General features: G+C 31.9%; 22 protein-coding genes. All 22 read right to left on the reverse strand.

Translation table 11 applies throughout. The features are described from left to right. Window positions 1-133: 133 nt before the first annotated feature. The gene (locus HMPREF3125_RS03655) at window positions 134-799 is read right to left on the reverse strand and encodes a 50S ribosomal protein L25/general stress protein Ctc (RefSeq protein ID WP_017638139.1); all 666 of its coding nucleotides are present in this window, start codon (window positions 797-799) and stop codon (window positions 134-136) included. Window positions 800-952: 153 nt separating this feature from the next. Then, complete coding sequence (locus HMPREF3125_RS03660) at window positions 953-1,918, reverse strand: ribose-phosphate diphosphokinase (RefSeq protein WP_017638140.1); 966 nt, start codon at window positions 1,916-1,918, stop codon at window positions 953-955. A 104-nt stretch (window positions 1,919-2,022) separates the two neighbouring features. After that, window positions 2,023-3,387 carry a bifunctional UDP-N-acetylglucosamine diphosphorylase/glucosamine-1-phosphate N-acetyltransferase GlmU gene (gene glmU, locus HMPREF3125_RS03665; protein WP_070452016.1) on the reverse strand — a complete coding sequence of 455 codons (1,365 nt, stop codon included), beginning with the start codon at window positions 3,385-3,387 and terminating at the stop codon, window positions 2,023-2,025. A gap of 319 nt (window positions 3,388-3,706) precedes the next feature. Beyond that, entirely contained in the window at window positions 3,707-4,009 is a 303-nt protein-coding gene (gene spoVG, locus HMPREF3125_RS03670; protein ID WP_029056247.1) for a septation regulator SpoVG, read from the reverse strand. A 71-nt stretch (window positions 4,010-4,080) separates the two neighbouring features. After that, window positions 4,081-4,455, reverse strand: coding sequence for a RidA family protein (locus HMPREF3125_RS03675; RefSeq protein ID WP_017638143.1), 375 nt, complete (start codon window positions 4,453-4,455; stop codon window positions 4,081-4,083). Window positions 4,456-4,471: 16 nt separating this feature from the next. Further along, window positions 4,472-5,296, reverse strand: a complete 825-nt coding sequence (purR, locus tag HMPREF3125_RS03680; protein WP_026083525.1) for a pur operon repressor — start codon at window positions 5,294-5,296, stop codon at window positions 4,472-4,474. A gap of 13 nt (window positions 5,297-5,309) precedes the next feature. Further along, a complete protein-coding gene (gene ispE, locus HMPREF3125_RS03685) occupies window positions 5,310-6,158 on the reverse strand; it encodes a 4-(cytidine 5'-diphospho)-2-C-methyl-D-erythritol kinase (RefSeq protein ID WP_017638145.1) in 849 nt (282 codons plus the stop codon). A gap of 300 nt (window positions 6,159-6,458) precedes the next feature. After that, window positions 6,459-6,722, reverse strand: a complete 264-nt coding sequence (veg, locus tag HMPREF3125_RS03690; protein ID WP_002451728.1) for a biofilm formation stimulator Veg — start codon at window positions 6,720-6,722, stop codon at window positions 6,459-6,461. Window positions 6,723-6,821: 99 nt separating this feature from the next. Next, on the reverse strand, window positions 6,822-7,712 hold the full coding sequence (gene rsmA, locus HMPREF3125_RS03695) for a 16S rRNA (adenine(1518)-N(6)/adenine(1519)-N(6))-dimethyltransferase RsmA (protein WP_070452017.1): 891 nt from the start codon (window positions 7,710-7,712) through the stop codon (window positions 6,822-6,824). Between the two features lie 4 nt (window positions 7,713-7,716). Then, the gene (gene rnmV / locus HMPREF3125_RS03700) at window positions 7,717-8,265 is read right to left on the reverse strand and encodes a ribonuclease M5 (protein WP_017638147.1); all 549 of its coding nucleotides are present in this window, start codon (window positions 8,263-8,265) and stop codon (window positions 7,717-7,719) included. 142 nt (window positions 8,266-8,407) lie between these two features. Further along, window positions 8,408-9,184 carry a TatD family hydrolase gene (locus HMPREF3125_RS03705; protein WP_017638148.1) on the reverse strand — a complete coding sequence of 259 codons (777 nt, stop codon included), beginning with the start codon at window positions 9,182-9,184 and terminating at the stop codon, window positions 8,408-8,410. Window positions 9,185-9,212: 28 nt separating this feature from the next. Further along, a complete protein-coding gene (metG, locus tag HMPREF3125_RS03710) occupies window positions 9,213-11,183 on the reverse strand; it encodes a methionine--tRNA ligase (protein ID WP_017638149.1) in 1,971 nt (656 codons plus the stop codon). 228 nt (window positions 11,184-11,411) lie between these two features. After that, complete coding sequence (gene rsmI / locus HMPREF3125_RS03715) at window positions 11,412-12,251, reverse strand: 16S rRNA (cytidine(1402)-2'-O)-methyltransferase (RefSeq protein WP_070452020.1); 840 nt, start codon at window positions 12,249-12,251, stop codon at window positions 11,412-11,414. Between the two features lies 1 nt (window position 12,252). Then, a complete protein-coding gene (locus HMPREF3125_RS03720) occupies window positions 12,253-12,501 on the reverse strand; it encodes a GIY-YIG nuclease family protein (protein ID WP_017638151.1) in 249 nt (82 codons plus the stop codon). Next, window positions 12,494-13,219 (reverse strand): tRNA1(Val) (adenine(37)-N6)-methyltransferase, encoded by a 726-nt coding sequence (locus HMPREF3125_RS03725; protein ID WP_017638152.1) that lies wholly within the window; start codon window positions 13,217-13,219, stop codon window positions 12,494-12,496. The genes HMPREF3125_RS03720 and HMPREF3125_RS03725 overlap by 8 nt, the downstream gene beginning before the upstream one ends. Window positions 13,220-13,313: 94 nt before the next feature. Then, complete coding sequence (gene yabA, locus HMPREF3125_RS03730; RefSeq protein WP_017638153.1) at window positions 13,314-13,661, reverse strand: DNA replication initiation control protein YabA; 348 nt, start codon at window positions 13,659-13,661, stop codon at window positions 13,314-13,316. A gap of 16 nt (window positions 13,662-13,677) precedes the next feature. Further along, entirely contained in the window at window positions 13,678-14,481 is an 804-nt protein-coding gene (locus HMPREF3125_RS03735; protein WP_017638154.1) for a PSP1 domain-containing protein, read from the reverse strand. Next, window positions 14,482-15,408, reverse strand: coding sequence for a DNA polymerase III subunit (locus tag HMPREF3125_RS03740; RefSeq protein WP_017638155.1), 927 nt, complete (start codon window positions 15,406-15,408; stop codon window positions 14,482-14,484). A 178-nt stretch (window positions 15,409-15,586) separates the two neighbouring features. Then, window positions 15,587-15,916, reverse strand: coding sequence for a cyclic-di-AMP receptor (locus tag HMPREF3125_RS03745; protein WP_017638156.1), 330 nt, complete (start codon window positions 15,914-15,916; stop codon window positions 15,587-15,589). A gap of 34 nt (window positions 15,917-15,950) precedes the next feature. After that, window positions 15,951-16,562 (reverse strand): dTMP kinase, encoded by a 612-nt coding sequence (gene tmk / locus HMPREF3125_RS03750; RefSeq protein WP_070452024.1) that lies wholly within the window; start codon window positions 16,560-16,562, stop codon window positions 15,951-15,953. 3 nt (window positions 16,563-16,565) lie between these two features. Next, complete coding sequence (locus HMPREF3125_RS03755; protein WP_070452027.1) at window positions 16,566-17,903, reverse strand: aminotransferase class I/II-fold pyridoxal phosphate-dependent enzyme; 1,338 nt, start codon at window positions 17,901-17,903, stop codon at window positions 16,566-16,568. A gap of 35 nt (window positions 17,904-17,938) precedes the next feature. Further along, window positions 17,939-18,466, reverse strand: coding sequence for a GNAT family N-acetyltransferase (locus HMPREF3125_RS03760; RefSeq protein ID WP_017638159.1), 528 nt, complete (start codon window positions 18,464-18,466; stop codon window positions 17,939-17,941). Window positions 18,467-18,672: the final 206 nt, after the last annotated feature.

The following is an 18,672-nucleotide window of genomic DNA, read 5'->3' on the forward strand; positions in this document are numbered from 1 at the left end:
TATCATTTATCAATACCACAATTTTATAATCATTCCCTATAATAACACAAAAAGCACTATGCTTATTAGTATAAGCATAGTGCTCGTCAATAAAGTTAAGAATCTTTATAAGATATTATAATTGATAATAATCTTATTCTTCTTCTTTATTTTCTTCTTCTTCGTTGTCGTCATTTTCTTCGCCAACGCGTTCTGGTTCTTCAGTAGCTGCTTCGCCTTCCATAGCTTCTACTTCTTCTTCAGTAGGTTCATCTGTTGGAGGAACTACTGTTACGATAGATTCTTCAGGATCGTTTTCGATAGTGAAGTCACCAGAAACTTTAATGTCAGCTACAGAATAGCTATCGTTGATATTTAATTCAGTGATATCAACTTCGATTGATTCTGGGATATTATCTGGAGTAGCAGTTACTTGTAAGTCGAATAATGGTTGTTCAACTACGCCGCCTTCTTTAGCGCCTACTGCTTCACCAACTAATTGAACTGGTACTTCTACAGTACGTTCTTCAGTCATGTTAATAGCTAAGAAGTCGATATGAGTGATTTGGTTTTTCAATGGATCGTATTGGTAATCTGATACCATTACTTTGATTGATTTAGAACCAACACCTAATTCGATAACACCGTTACGTCCTACTTCACGGATAACTTTGATAAATTCAACTTCATCAACTTTAACTGAAGTATTTTTTGTTCCGTAACCATATACAACTGCAGGTACTTTACCAGCATTTCTAAGTTGTTTAAGGTCAGAACGAGTTTGTTTACCTTGACGGATGATTGACTTTAATGAAGTCATTCTATTTCCACCTTTCATCTTTCGCTCTTTTAATGAGCTCCTCACTTACCCATCAACATCAATCGTTGCTTGTAAGTGTTTATTTATTCGTATAATCACGAACGAATGTATTATACACGCTTAAAACATTTTCGTCAAACGCATTTAACAATTTTAGTCGAATAATACACTAACTGATTCTCTTTCATATACACGAATAATAGCTTTACTAATTAAACCTGCAACTGAAAGTTCTTTCGTATTTGTTGGTTTACGACTTTCTTCTAATTGAATTGAGTTCGTAACGATTAATTCTTTAATTGCTGAATTTTCGATACGTTCTTTAGCTGGACCTGATAATACAGGGTGTGTACAACATGCATATACTTCTTTAGCACCTTTATCTTTAAGTGATTGAGCTGCTAAAGTAATTGTACCTGCTGTATCAATAATATCATCAATAATGATGGCTGTTCTTCCTTCAATATCGCCCACAATGTTCATTACTTCAGCCACATTTGGTTTTGGACGACGTTTATCAATAATAGCAATTGGAGTTTTTAAAATGTCTGCCAATTTACGTGCTCTCGTTACACCACCATGATCAGGTGAAACAACAACACATTCTTCTGGATTAATAGCAGGATCATTTTGGAAATGTTGCGCTAAAATAGGTACACCCATTAAATGATCAATTGGAATATCAAAGAAACCTTGGATTTGTGGCGCATGTAAATCTAATGCGATCATGCGATTTGCTCCTGCAGTTTCGATTAAGTTTGCTACTAATTTAGCAGTAATAGGTTCACGACTACGTGCTTTTCTATCTTGACGAGCATAACCGTAATAAGGCACTACGATGTTAATATTTGCCGCCGATGCACGTTTACAAGCATCAATCATAATAAGTAATTCCATTAGATGTAGATTAACTGGGTATGAAGTAGGTTGGATGATAAAAACATCACAACCACGGATACTTTCTTCTATATTGATTTGAATTTCTCCATCACTGAAACGTTTTACAGAACATTTTCCTAATTCAATACCTACATGGTCTGCTACTTCCTGTGCTAAAGGTTCATTACCTTTAAGTGAAAAAATCTTTAGCGATGAATTCTTATATTCATTATTTAACATTTATAGTCCTCCAATTATTTACTTACACATCTACTATTATATAGAAAAATAAACTTGATTACTATGACAAAAGTCTAAATCCTATGTTTACATATTCATTTCAATTATTTCTTATCGTTGTTTAAATAGCCCTCTTTATTTACTTGTCTTGCTCTCGCTAATGCTAAACTTTCATTTGGAATATCATCAGTTATCGTTGAACCAGCAGCTATTAACGAATGATCACCTACTGTTACTGGAGCAACTAAATTGGTGTTACAACCGATAAAGGCATCTTTTCCAATAATCGTTTTAAATTTATTCACGCCATCGTAATTAACGGTAATAGAACCACAACCGATATTCGTACGTTCGCCTATTTCGGCATCGCCAATATAACTTAGATGTGACACTTTAGAACCATCTTTAAGTTCAGCTTTTTTCACTTCTACAAAGTTACCTACTTTAACTTCTGCACCTAATTGAGAACCTGGTCTTAATTGTGCAAATGGGCCTACATTCGTATATTTGCCTACTTGAGACTCATTGATGACTGATTGTTTAATATTTGCATAAGAATCAATGACACTGTCATTAATTTCTGAATATTGACCAATCTTAACTTCCTCACCAATTACAGTTTTACCATTAATTCTGACACCGGGTTCAATTATTGTATCCATACCTATTTTTACATCAGGTCCAATAAACGTACTTGCTGGATCAATAATTGTAACCCCATTTCTCATATGAAATAGATTTAAGCGCTTTTGTAATGCTTTCTCAGCTTGACTTAGCATGACTCTATCATTTACGCCAATAATTTCTTCAAAGTCATCTGTATGATATGTACTTGCTTTACCATTATCTTTAAGAATTAAAGAAATGACATCAGGTAGATAATATTCTTGTTGCACATTATCATTCTTAACTTGATCTAATTTTTCAAATAAGGTTTTATTATCAAATGCAAAGATACCTGAACTAATTTCAGTAATTGCTTTTTCTTCGTTGTTAGCGTCTTTTTCCTCTACTATTCTCAATAATTGTCCTTCGTTATCTTTAATTACTCTTCCATAACCTTTTGGGTCATTAGCTGTAGCTGTTAAAACAGTAGCTTTGGATTGGGATGATTCATGTTGTTCGATTAAAGATTTTAGTGTTTCAGCTGTGATAAGTGGTGTATCTCCACACACAACCAATGTTGTACCCTCGTTATTTCTTAAATGTTCTTCTGCCATTTTCACTGCATGTGCTGTACCAAGTTGTTGATCTTGATAGCTATACAATGATTGCTTACCTAATGTTTCTTTCACACTTTCAGCACCGTGTCCAACGATTGTTATAAGCTGGTTCACGCCTGATTGTTGAACATTATTAACTACATGTTCAATCATTGATTTGCCAGCAATTTCATGTAGCACTTTATATTTTTTTGATTTCATTCTTGTGCCCTTGCCTGCTGCCAATATTATCGCATGTCTTTGCATGAATGCTAACCCTCCATAAAATATACACTTCTCTACTATTATAATTTAACCGCTATCACTCTTTCAACATATAACCTATTTAGATGAAATACTTACTATGTGCTATTCACTTACAAAACCATGAATAATTTACTTAATGTTAGTTGTTATGGTGTTGATTTTAATGCTTAAATTTTTAAGTAAGTTCAAATGATTAAAACATTTAATGAAGAGGGACAAAATATACTTGAAAGTAAATGTTATATTTTAAAAGTAGTCCTAAAAACAAAAACAGAGTCAACATAGTATAATATGTTGACTCTGTAAAATATGTTTATATTTAAGCTTCGTCAGATTCATCTGATGTTGCATTTTTATCAGGAATGACTTCATCAGTTTCATCATATACTTTCATCACTGCATCTTGAATTTCTTGTCTCATTTCTGAGTTAATTGGATGCGCGATGTCGCGGAATTCACCATCTGGTGTACGTTTACTTGGCATTGCGACAAAAAGACCTGAGTTTCCTTCAATCACACGTAAGTCATGGATTACAAACGCCTCGTCTAATGTGATAGAAACAAGCGCCTTCATTCTACCATCTGTATCTATTTTTCTAAGTCTAACATCTGTCACTTTCATGTAGTGAGCCCCCCTAGTATATCTTTGTTTTATTAGAAGCTTGACAATTGCTCAAAAGAAAATTATATCCTTTATTTAACTTTACTAATTAATTCTATTTCTACTTTAACATCTTTAGGTAGTCTAGCTACTTCTACACAGCTACGTGCTGGTTGATGTTTATCGAAATAACTTCCATATACCTCATTTATATATTGGAAATTATTCATATCAGAAATAAAAATAGTTGTTTTAACAACATTATCTAAATCTGAACCTGCTTCTTTAAGTACCACAGATAAATTTTCTAAAACTTGTTTAGTTTGTTCTTTTACATCATCACTGACAATTTCTCCCTCTAAATTAAGTGGGATTTGACCTGATGTATAAACAAGTCCATTTACTACTGTAGCATGTGAATAAGGTCCTAATGCTTCTGGTGCTTTATTTGTGTTAATTATTTCCATGATGTAATTCGCTCCTTTAAGAAAATTTAGACAAGCTATTGCCTGGTTCTACTTTAAATTCCTGATTATATTCGTCAACATCTGATAGTCTTACCAAGGAAGTATAATCTTCTATTAACCTTTGTTTTACTTCTTTCGATTCTACGAGTACTGATACCCCTTTTACGTGTGCTTTAAACTCATTCATTAAATTCATAACACCGTTGATTGAGCCACCTGCTCTCATAAAATCATCGACGACAAGTACATTAGAATTTTCAGCTAATGTACGCTTAGATAATACCATTGTTTCTATTTTTCTAGACGATCCTGAAACATAATTGATAGAAACTGTAGAACCTTCTGTTACTTTATTATCTTTTCTAATAACTACTACAGGTAAATTTAATACGTTTGCTACTGCATTAGCAAGCGATATACCTTTCGTAGCAATCGTGACTACAGCATCTAGTTGTTCGTTCATATAAATACTCGCTATCAATTTACCTACCTTATTTAATAATGTAGGGTTTCCGACTAAGTCTGATAAGAATAAATAACCGCCTGGCAACAATCTATCTTTCTCATCTAGTAATGAAATAACTTCATTTACAACTTCAGTCGCTTCTTCCTTACTCATCATCGGTTTATATGTTACGCCTCCACTTGCTCCTGCTGTAGTCGTAACTGTTCCCAATGCTTCTTTTTGAAATGTACTTTTAATAATTTGTACATCCTCACTAATTGAAGATTTTGCCTGTTCAAACTTATCTACGAAAAATGTTAAAGGAATCAATTTATTCGGGTGGTTCATCAAATATTGTGTCATAAACACAATTCGTTCACTTCTTTTATACCTCATCATTTCAACCCTTCTATCCTAATAATCTAACTAAATATACTTCGTTACAACATCCGTTTACAGCATTATAAATATTTTTGGCTTGGCTTTCTTTTTGTGCTAAACCATAAACTGTTGGTCCACTACCACTCATCAAAGCTCCGTCTGCACCACATTGCAACATATTTTCTTTTATCTTTTTAATTTCTGGGTGCATCTCCATCGAAATAGGTTCTAATCTATTAGATAAACTGGCGCATAACTTGTCATAGTCCGAAAATTTTAACGCTTCTATACAATCTTGAGTATATACTTCATGACTATAATTTAAATCCAACGCTTTAAATACATCTGGTGAAGAAATGCCAATATTCGGCTTTGCTAATACAACCCAGGCAGAAGGTGGTTTGTTTAAAAATGACACCTTTTCACCTCGACCAGTACAATAAGCAGTCTTGTTATATATACAAAATGAAACATCAGTTCCAATTTTGTTACCTAATGTACACAGTTCATCCAAAGATATATTTAAATTATATAAACGATTCATACCTCTCATAGTGGCAGCTGCATCTGCTGAACCACCTGCTAAGCCAGCTGATACCGGAATATCTTTATCAATCGTAATTGTCACGCCTTGTTTCAAATCATATGTTCTTGTCATTAATTCAGCAGCTTTATATGCTAAATTCTTATGATCATCGGTTACAAAATTATGTTCGATTTCAACCACAATTTTGTTATCTTTTCTCTTTTGAAAAGAAAGTCGATCATTTAAATCAACTGTAGTCATAATCATCTCAATCTCGTGATAGCCATCTTCTCTTTTAAAAAGTGTATCGAGCGTAAAATTTATTTTGGCAGGTGCCGTTTCATATATCATTTTTCCGCCCTCTCTTCGTAATCTTAATAAGATGATTTTAACATAAAGGACTAAAAGATTTGATAGTTAATGTTCATTTTTTTCATAAATAATTATATCAATCATTCTTAGAATATATTAAAAATGAATTAAATCAATGATTATCAATAATTCATCTTCACTTATTTAAAATTTAAGAAAGTATTTTAAGATTTAAAACAAAAAAAGAGTATTGAACATCTCGCTCAATACTCACCTTAATATGATATAAAACTTAAAATGATAGTGTAGTCATAACTACAACTATATTATTATGTCTATTTAGTGTGCAATTGCTTCTTGATGATTATCTTCTTCAAATGAAACTTGTACGTTCTCTGTTAATACATCAGTGTATGTATAAGATACTCTTTCGAAGTTATGCTTATCTTGGTCTAGTTCAACAACAAATACTGATGGGTATGTCTCTTTTAACACACCAGAACGTTCGATTGTTTTCTTACGACCACCATTGGCTTTAAGTACAATACGATTTCCTAAATGACAATCAATAGAATTTTTGATGTCCAAAATTGATTTTGGCATATTGCTCCACCTCGCTACAAGTGTTATATTACCATGTTTGTAGCGTTTTTGTCAAATGAAACTAAAATTTTATCAAGGTACGAAAGCTTTGTCAACAATTTAATTTACTAATTCTGGAAAATTATCCATTTCTTTATATAACATAGCAAAATCTTGAATTGACAATGTTTCTCCGCGTCGTCTAGGATCGATACCAGCTTTTTCTAACCAATTTAATATACTTTCTTTATGCTGTTTACCATCTTTAAAGAAATTTTGATAATTATTATTAATCGTTTTACGACGTTGTGCAAATGCGGCCTTTGCTAGCTTGAAGAATGCTTCTTCATCATCAACATCTACTAATGGTGTTTCTCTTTGCATTAACTTAACCACAATAGAGTCTACATTGGGTGGTGGCATAAATACTGTTTTAGGAACTGTAAGTACTTTACTTGTTTCTGTATAGTATTGCGTCACAATAGATAATGAACCGTATGCTTTAGTACCTACTTCAGCATTCAAACGTTCGCCGACTTCTTTTTGCATCATCACAACATATCCATCGATAGGTATGTCTTGTTGCATTAAATTAAGTATTATAGGTGTCGTTATATAATATGGTAAATTAGCAACGACCATAATTTTATCACAATCGTTTAAGTGTTCACTAACCGCCGATGCAATATCCGCTTTCAAAATATCTTCGTTAATAATCGTCACATTATCATATGGCGCTAACGTCTCTTTGAGTACAGGTATAAGTCGATGATCAATTTCAAATGACATGACTTTCTTAGCATGTTTCGCTAATTGTTCTGTCAGAGAACCCATTCCAGGTCCAACCTCTATGATGCCTGTACTTTTATCAATATTACTAGCATCAATAATTTTGTTAATTATATTTACATCGATAAGAAAGTTTTGACCTAAACTTTTCTTAAAATCAAATCCATATTGATTTAATAATGCTCTTGTTCGCGATGGCGTTGCTATATCTTTATGATCCATATCATCATTCACTTCCCTTATCTTCATTTAATGCTTGTCTTACATCATCTTCATTATACCCAAAGGCATTTAATTTTTTTAATAATTGTTTACCATTCGAATGTCCAATATGTAATTTTCGGCCTAAGATTTCACGTCTTCTTCGTGCATCCTTACCTATAATTAGTCCTAATTCTATGAGCACACTTTTATCAATAGATTCTTCAGCTTCTTCAAATGGAGAACTTACGTACATGAGTGCCTCTCTTATATCCTCAACTTGAGCATGTTCAACACCTATTTTGCCTCTTTTATTTTTAGCCTTTTCTCTATCAATATAAGCATGTTTTACTCCAGGGACACGGTCCTTAATTGTGTTTCTAATTTTATCCCCAGGAAAATCTGGATCAGTTAGTATAATCACACCGCGTGTTTCTTGCGCTTGTTTAATAACAGCGATGACCTCTTCATCTACTGCGCTACCATTTGTTTCAATTGTATCGCATTCAACTGCAGATTTTACACGTTGTGTGTCGTCCCTGCCTTCTACTACTATAAATTCATTTATTTTCATATTTTAATTCCTTCTTCAAAAGTAATTAACTGTAAGCTCTTTATATTTTAACAAAATATGATTAATCACACTGCCTTCAGTCTTAATTTAATAAAAACTGAGAAAGATATCCAATGAAATGATACCTTTCTCAGTTTAACAATTATGCTTTATTTAACTTAAATAATCTTTCAGCATTTTCAGTTGTTTGCTTACAAACTTCTTCATAAGTCATATCGCGTAATTCTGCAATTTGTTGCGCTACTAATGTCACGCGTTGTGGTTCATTACGTTTACCTCTGTATGGATGAGGAGATAAATATGGTGCATCCGTTTCAACTAATAGTCGATCCATAGGCACGTGTTGAGCTACTTCTTTAGGTTGTTTTGCATTCTTAAATGTCACTGGACCACCTAATGAAACGTAGAAATTTAATTTATTGATAACAACATCAGCAATTTCTGGTGATGCACTAAAACTATGCATAATACCGCCAACTTCTTCAGCGTGTTCTTCCATTAAAATATCCACACAATCTTGTGTCGCTTCACGATTATGAATAATAATTGGTAATTTCACACGTTTAGCTAAAGCAATTTGCTTTCTAAATACTTCTTTTTGAACATCGGCAGGTGATTTATCCCAATGATAATCTAGACCCATTTCTCCAATACCAATTATTTTCGGATGTTTTGCTAAGTTTTCAATCCACTCTAATCTTTCTTCTGTACAATCAATTGCGTCTACAGGATGCCAACCGATAATACCATAGATGAATTCATATTGGTCTATTAACTCCATCGTACGTTCAATTGTAGGTGTATCAAACCCTACAACGAACATGCGATCAACACCATCTTCTCTAGCACGAGTAATGACATCTTTTAAATCTTCATCATATTGTTCATCATTTAAATGAACGTGTGTATCAATTAACATGATTATCCCCCTTATTTAATAGAATATCTTACTTAACGATTGCACCATTTGGAATAGCATTAGGTAAGCTAATAAGTGTTAAGACACCATCTTTTTCAGCTGATAAAATCATACCTTCTGATTTTTGTCCCATTAATTTCGCTGGTTTTAAATTAGTAACTACTGCTACTTTTTTACCAATGATATCTTCTGGACGATAAAATTTAGCAATACCTGATACTATTTGTCTTTGTTCATTATCTAAATCTATTTGAATTTTTAATAGTTTATCTGATTTTTTAACATTTTCTGCATCAACAATTGTTGCAGCTTTAATTTCTACTTTATCAAAATCTTTAATATCAATAATATCTTTACTTGGAACTGATTCTTGTTCTGTTGATTTTGGTGGTTGCATTGATTCTTTAATATATGCAATTTCCGCTTCAGTATCTAGTCTTGGGAAAATTGGTGTTGGTTTAGCTGTAACAGTAATAGGTTCAGTTAATGCACCGTATGTTTCTAAACTAGAGAATTCAGTTAGTTCTGGATTATTGATATTTAATTGTTTAAATATTTCTTTTGGTGCATGTGTAATGAATGGACGTAATAATACTGATGCAAAACGAATATTTTCAACTAAGTGTGCCATTACATTACCAAGCATGTCTTTTTGACTTTCATCTTTAGCTAAAACCCAAGGCGTTGTTTCATCAATATATTTATTAGTACGACTAATAAATTTCCAAACTGTTGATAAAGCAACTGAGAATTGTAAACTATCCATATTTTCATGGAATTCTTTAACTGTTTCCAATGCCATTGCTTCCATATCTTCATCTAATTCATGTTTAGGGCCTTGATATGCAGGTAGTTCTCCTTGGAAATATTTATTAATCATAGAAATAGTACGATTAACTAAGTTACCTAAGTCATTAGCTAAATCATAATTTGTTCTTTCAACAAATGCTTCTGGCGTGAATACGCCATCTGAACCAAATGGTAATTCTCTCATTAAATAATAACGAGTAGCATCTAGACCATAGCGATCAATCAGTACGTTAGGATCAACGACATTCCCTTTAGATTTACTCATTTTACCGTCTTTCATTAGAATCCAACCATGAGCAAATACCTTTTTAGGTAATGGTAAGTCTAAAGCCATTAGTAAAATTGGCCATATAATTGAATGGAATCGTACAATTTCTTTAGCCATTAAGTGTATATCAGCTGGCCAATATTTGTTAAATAATGTTTCATCATCTGATAAATAACCTAGGGATGAAATATAGTTTACAAGTGCATCAATCCATACATAAACCACATGTTTTGGATTTGAAGGTACACTAACGCCCCAATTAAATGATGTACGTGATACCGCTAAGTCTTCCAATCCTGGTTTAATAAAGTTATTAATCATTTCATTCTTTCTTGAAGGTGGTTGAATAAAGTCTGGATTTTGATCATAAAATTCTAGTAATCGATCAGTATATTTCTTAATATTGAAGAAATAACTTTCTTCTTTAACTAATTCTACTTCATGACCTGAATCTGGGCTTTTACCGCCAACAATTTTACCGTTTTCATATACTGGTTCCACAAGTTGTGATTCTGTATAATATGTTTCATCTGGTACAGAATACCAACCTTCATATTCACCAAGATAAATATCGCCTTGTTTTAATAAACGCTCAAATACTTTTTCAACGACTTGTTTGTGGCGTTCTTCAGTAGTTCGAATAAAATCATCATTAGAAATTTCTAATTTATCCCATAAGTTTTTAATTCCGGCAATCATTTCATCTAAATATTCTAATTCTGTTTTGCCTGCTTTTTGTGCTTTTTCTTGAATTTTTTGACCATGTTCGTCAGTACCTGTTAAATATCGAACATCGTAACCTTGCATTCTTTTATATCTAGCAATTACGTCACCTGCTACAGTAGAATATGCGTGACCTATATGCAAGTTGCCACTTGGATAATAAATTGGTGTTGTTATATAAAATGTATCTTTAGCCATCAATGGTCCTCCTCGTTTCTTACAAATTAAATGATATCTAAATTTATTTTGCTTTTCAATTGTGTACCGTTAGTACGTTTATTTACTCATTTCAAATATTTGTTACTAAACAATTGGTTAATATTATCTTTACTACAATACCATAATTTAAAGCATTATTGTGTTGAAACTCTCTATTATTTAATCGTTTATAATATGTGCTATCTATTTTTTAATATTTAGCTACTTTTAATCAATATGATGATAAATATTATAAATTTCGCTTGTTTTACTTTGTCGATCTTCTGCAACCATTTTAATAGCTGCTTTGGTTTTAACACTTTTTTCTTTTATATAATAATTCACATGTTCCTCGACAGACATATCTTCAAACCATAATGTTGAGATTTCAGCTTCAGCGCCCTCAATTAAGATTACAAATTCTCCCTTTAATGGAATATCATTGTTTTGCACCTTAGTCGATAAAGTTTCCACATCTGCTGTAACAATTTCCTCAAATTTTTTAGTTAACTCTCGTCCTAGTGAAACTTGGCGATGGTTATCAACTTTAGCAATGGATTTTAATGTATCTGTCACTCTGTGTGGAGATTCATATATAATAAGTGTACTATTTTGATACATACGTTCTGAAAGAATATTAACTTTATCTTTGTCTTTTCTAGGTAAAAAGCCTAAAAATGTATATGTAAAAGATGGTAATCCACTTGCCATTAATGCCGTTAAACCAGCATTCGGTCCTGGTATGGTTTCTACTTTAATATTCTGTTTTCGTGCTTCAACTACTAATTCATACCCAGGATCACTGATTAGCGGTAACCCTGCATCAGACACTAAAGCTATATTCAAACCTGATAATAATTGTTCTATCATATATTCAGTTTGTTGATCTTTATTATGTTCATGATAAGATTTCAAAGGTGTCTTAATCTCATAATGATTACATAGTTTACGTGTAACTCTTGTATCTTCACATGCAATTAAATCTACTTGATGGAGTGTATCTATTGCACGATAAGTAATGTCAGCTAAATTACCTATTGGCGTTCCGACTAAATATAATGTAGACATATTATCCCTCTTTAATCATTCTTAATTTCTTTTGTCTAGTGAAGGTCTTAATTTCATATTCACGTTTTAATGCTTCTGATTTGGTCGAATATGTTTCTTGATAAACTAACTCTACCGGACGTCTTATTTTTGTATATTTGGCACCTTTACCTTCATTATGTTTCGCTACACGTGCTTTTATATCTTTAGCATACCCTGTATATAGACTTCCATCTTTACATTTTACAATATAAACAAAATGTTTATCCATAATATATACCCTTCATTTCTTCTGAATACATCCCATCCTTTTGATAAATATAAAATGGGGGTGTAATATCCAAACCTTGATTTCCTGATTTTCTTCCTTCAACTAATATGGTTTGAGCGTCTCTATCCAATTTACTATAAACTAATGTTAGACGTTTAGGTTCAATATTTGCGCGTCGCATTTCAGTTAGAACATCCATCATTCTTTCAGCTCTATGAACCATATATAATCTGCCACCTTGTTTCAATAAATGTCTAGCTGCCATTAAGCAATCTTCTAATTTACATAAGATTTCATGTCTAGCAATTTTATGAGCTTCCTTTTGATGTTGATGTAATTGATTTTCTTTAAAATATGGTGGATTACATGTAACAACAGAATATTGAGATGGTTTAAAATGTTGGAATACACTTTTGACATCCATTTGATGCATATAAAGTCGATCGTCTAGTTGATTATATTTAAAACTTCGTTGAGCCATATCTACAAGTTGTGGTTGAATTTCAATGCCTTCAATAGGTTGATTACCTTTATATGATAGAAGTAATGGTATTACGCCATTTCCTGAACATATATCTATGACTTTATCTTTTTTCCTAATTTCTGCAAAATCGCCTAGTAACAATGCATCAGTTGAAAAGGAAAATACATCATCATTTTGAATTATTTTTAAGTTTTCTTTGATTAGTGAATCTAACCTCTCATTATCCTTTAGCATTTATCTTTCTCCTAAAAAAGGGACGCTGTTATATCGTAGTAATTCATTGTCTACTCATAACACATCCCTATCGTCTTTCTAATATCAAAAATGTTTAATCACTTAATACATTTAAACATAATAAGCAATCTTCACCATGTCTATGTTTACCAAATAACTCACCTTTGCAAATATGAAATCCTTCTTTATATAACATTGCTAAGTTATCTTTACTAGGTAGTGGTTTTTTTACATTTTTAGTTTGGTGTGAGTTAACAGTTTCTGAATTTGAACTTTCACTCTTATCCATTAATTGTTTTAAATTATCATTTTCTACTTGAAGCGCTACATTTTCTTCAACAAGTGCTACAGCTAAATCTTTTAAATCAGACATATCCTCATTAAGTTGATTCATATTTGTTTCTAAGCGCATCAATTTTTCAAATAACTCATTCCGATTCAAAGGTGGTTAAACCTCCTTAATTAAATGCTTCAATTTCTTCCATTTTATATTCTAACGGTTGCTCCATGCCTTCTACTTTAACTTGCATGGATATATCTAAAATATTCAATCCAACAACTTGGCCATTACCATCTGGCGTTTCAATTGAATCACCTACATCTGGTAATTGGGCACGTGCTTCTTCATAATAGTCATTCTCATATTTTAAACAGCACATTAAACGTCCACATGCACCAGATATTTTGGCGGGATTTAACGATAAGTTTTGATCTTTAGCCATTTTTATGGATACTGGTTCAAAATCTCCTAAAAATGTAGAACAACAAAGAGAACGACCACACGGACCTATGCCACCTAATAATTTAGCTTCGTCGCGTACTCCAATTTGTCTTAATTCGATTCTCGTTTTTAAATTTTGTGCTAATACTTTAACTAACTTTCTAAAATCAATACGATCATCTGCAGTGAAATTGAATATAACTTTTGATTTATCTAACGTGTATTCACAGTTTACTAATCTCATATCCAATCCCTGTTGACTTACTACATCTTTGCATAATGCTAATGCCTCTTCGGCATCATCTGCATTACTATAGTATGTGTCTATATCTTGTTGTGAAGCTACTCTCATAACTTCTTTCAATGGAAGAGTTACATCACCTTCATCAACTGATCGTGTCGGCATTTTAACCAATCCGATTTCTATACCACGTTTAGATTCTACTACTACCCAATCATCTTTTTTAATCTGTAAATCCTTAGGCGCATAATATTCTAATTTCCCAGCCTTTTGAAACTGTACTCCTATTACATCTGGCATCTATCTCACACCTTTAATCACTATTTGTTCAAATACAAGTGTTGGGTTTACATTTTGATTTAACTTTTTATGTGCTTCTGTTAATTGATCGTACATCAATATAAGTTGGTTATATGTTAAATGTTTTGCATATTTTTCTATCTCAACACTTAGGTCGCTAAATATATATTCACTATTCATTTCTACTTTTGCATGCATAATATCCTCAAAAAATCCATTCACTGAAGCTAACGTTAATAACTGTAATTTACGGTTTTTAGCCTGTTTCAATAAATCAATAATACCAATCAAGGCCATTGAACGATTTGATAATAATAATTCACACCATCTAACGATACTCTTTCTTAAACTCACAAGATCATATTCTTCATTTAAATTGAATGCAGTTTCTGCTTGAGTCGTGAAAGTACTTAACATTTCAGCAACTGGACGTGATATTGACTGCTCAACTAAATAATCAATGAATTGTCCTTTATCAATAGGTTTAAAATAAACATGTTGGCATCTTGAATGTATAGTATCTAAAATCTGTTCCGGCTTTGTAGATAATAATATTGCAATCGTATTTTGAGGTGGTTCCTCCAAGAATTTTAATATACTATTTTCACCTTGAACAGTTAATTTTTCAAAATCTTCAACAATATAAACTTTATACTCACCTTCTATAGGTAGTTGATTCATATGATGAACAAGTTGTTCGATGGCTTCCTTTTTTATAGTACTTTCTTCACTAGAGACATACAAAAAATCAGGATGGTTGAATGTACTAACTTTAACCTTGCACTGTTCATTATCATTACATAAAATCATCTTAGCAAAGTTCATAGCAACATTTTGCATAGATTGTGCATCATCACCTTCGAAAAGATAAGCATGCGATAATTTATTCGAATCATATGCATTGGTTAATTGCTGTTGTTCATCCATTTAGATATCTCTCCTATATCTTCTTATATAAAAAGACTGCTAAAAAAGCAGTCTCAAATTGTTAAATACTTTTTGTTGAAACTAATAAATCAAATTAAAACACAACATTATCTGCATATGCTTAATTCGGGGATGATATAAAAAGTAAATAGTCATACCCCTATTTTATTAGTTCGATTTAAAATTGATGGAATGCTTCAATAGGCATTACAAATACCGTAGCACCGCCAACTTCAACTTCTACTGGATATGGTATGTAAGAATCTGCACTACCACCCATTGGTGTAATTGGTGATACTAGTTGTTCTCTATTACCACATGTATTATTAATCACTGATAATAAGTCGTCTACACGGTCATCATTGACCCCACATAAAAACGTCGTATTTCCAGCTTTTAAAAACCCACCTGTTGTTGCTAATTTAGTTGCTCTAAAATCATGTTTGACAAGTTGGTCTGAAAGTTCTTGGCTGTCTTGGTCTTGGACGATTGCTATAATCATCTTCATTTTTATAACACCTCTTTCAATTATTATATCACAATTATTTTAAATATTTGATGATAGATTTGTATGTAGCTGCAACAACTTCATCGAGAGGTTGATCAGCGTCTATTTGAACAAAACGTTGGGGTTCATTTTCTATTATTTGATGATAGCCCTCAATCACTTTTTCATGAAAATCAATATCTTCTTGATCCAAACGATTTTGACTTCTACTGTTTTTTAAAATTCTTTCACGACCTACTTCGGCAGAAACATCTAAATATATTGTTAAATCTGGATATAATCCATTAATTGCGAATTCATTTAAAGACTTTACCTCTTCAATACCAATACCTCTAGCATATCCTTGATAAGCTAATGAACTATCGATATATCTATCACACAAAACAATCTGTTTATTTTTTAATGCTGGAATCACTTTTTCTACTAGATGTTCACGTCTTGATGCTGCAAAAAGCATTGCTTCAGTACGAATATCCATGTGGTTGCCTTCTAGCACGACTTTTCTTATCTCTTCACCCGTTGGTACGCCACCTGGTTCACGAGTTGAAATAGCATCGTAAGTTTGAGCCAACTTTTTTGCTACTTCTTTTATAACTGTAGTTTTACCTGAACCTTCTGGCCCTTCAAATGTTATAAATGCTGACATTTTTTATTCATCCTTAATTAAAATTTGATTATCTTTTATACCTTCAACTTTCATATTTGATTGTTGATATTGATTCATCAATTTTATCATATTTTCAGTGATTTTTTCTCCTTTAAACAAAATCGGAACACCTGGTGGATATGGTATTATGTGACGTGCTAAACGGTATTCTAATGAATCATTAATATCTATCCATTTAACATCATTATAAAATATAGGAACAAACTCTCCGCATTCAGTCATAAGTTCAGGATAAAATTGGCTCACTTGCTTAATATCGGGTAATAACATACTGTTTATTTTTTCTAATAATATATTAAATGGATATTCGTCTCCTTGATACCATAGTGGTAATACAAATAAAACTTGGTAATCATCGGCTAATTCTACGTAAATATGTTCCTTTTCAAACCAGTTTTGTATGTCATATCCAGAATAACCAGGATATGTAATCAACATTTTCAATGGATCATCAACATTATTTACAATAAACCCTTTATTTTCTAGTGTATTCAGTAATAATTCTCTCTTTTCAAAAAAGATATCACTTTGATATTCTTCATAAAATGTATGTGCCATTTCTAAACTTGCCATAACAAGATATGAAGGACTAGATGTTTGAAAATATGATAAATATTGTTTGATTTCTTCTTTATGTGGCGCATCTTTATGTATATAAAGTATTGATCCCATCGTTAGTGCTGGTAATGTTTTATGATATGACTGGACTACATAATCCGCTCCATAATTTAACGAAGAAGTTGGAAAACCTTTCAAATCGAAATGAGCGCCATGTGCTTCATCAATTAATACTGGAATATGTTTTGAATGTAGAAGCTCAATGTCAGATTGGATATCATAAGTTTCACCATAGTAATTAGGATATGTCATAATAGCTAATTTCTGATTATTTAAGTCTAAATCTTGTAACTGTGGAGACAAGTAATGATGTGATGTCGAACTTACTTTCATTTTTGTAAATTTAGCTTTTTGATGGGCTAACTCTAATCCATGAAAAACAGATTTATGTACGTTTCTAGGTATTAAATATTCACCATTTTGATGCGCTAATGCTTGTATTACAGACAAAATACCAGACGTTGTACCATTAACTAATAGATAAGCATTATAATCTTGATGTTTATTGAATTGCGCCATGCTATCTAAAATAATTTCTTCTGGATGATGTAAATCATCTAATCCACTTATTTCAGTCATATCCATTTTAAAATCTAAGTTTTTTAATAGACCAATTGTCATATTTTTATGTCCAGGAACATGCATTGAAATACTTTGGTGTGATATTAAATTTTTTAATTGATTGGAAATAGGTTGATTCAAATCATCACTCTTTTCACTATAATTAATTTATTCGATTATCTTATATGAGATAAATCATCATCTTGTTGGTTGACCCAATTTCTTTTTAACAATCCCATGACATAACAATCTCTATATTCGCCCCTTGTATAAAAGTGCTCTTTTAATTCACCTTCAATTTCAAAGTTGTTACTTTTATATATGTGCACTGCTTTTTCATTTTTAACATCTACATAGAGATATACCTTGTGCATATTAAGTACTAAAAATGCATAATCTATTGCCATCTTAAACGCTTTTTTAGCGTACCCTCTATTCGCAAATTGAGGATCTACTATAATTAACACCTCGCATGTTCTATGTATAAAATTAATTTCCAATAACTCAACAACACCGATAGATTGTTGGTTTTCTTCAATTACAAAACGTCTTTCAGATTCATCTAAAATATGCTTTTGGTAAAGTGATTCTAGTTCACTTAATGATTGATAGGGTTCCTCAAACCAATAAGACATAATTGAATACTCGTTATTCAAGTTATGTAAATACTGTAAATCTGTTTTTTCTAAAGCTCGTATAATCATCTCTATAGCACTCCTTTAGTACGATATTATTGAATTTTATGTTAAATGTAAATCATTTCATAATAAAAAAGGAAGTTAAGCAACGTTTTATTGCTCGACTTCCATTGGCATTATACTCTATTAAGTTTATGATTCACTAGTTGACGATTTAAAGCGCTTCACTTTTTATGTATAAAAAAAAGAGACCTTACGGTCTCAATGCGGCT

Origin of the sequence: Staphylococcus sp. HMSC13A10, assembly GCF_001808005.1 — a bacterium.
Classification (GTDB): Bacteria; Bacillota; Bacilli; order Staphylococcales; family Staphylococcaceae; genus Staphylococcus; species Staphylococcus pasteuri.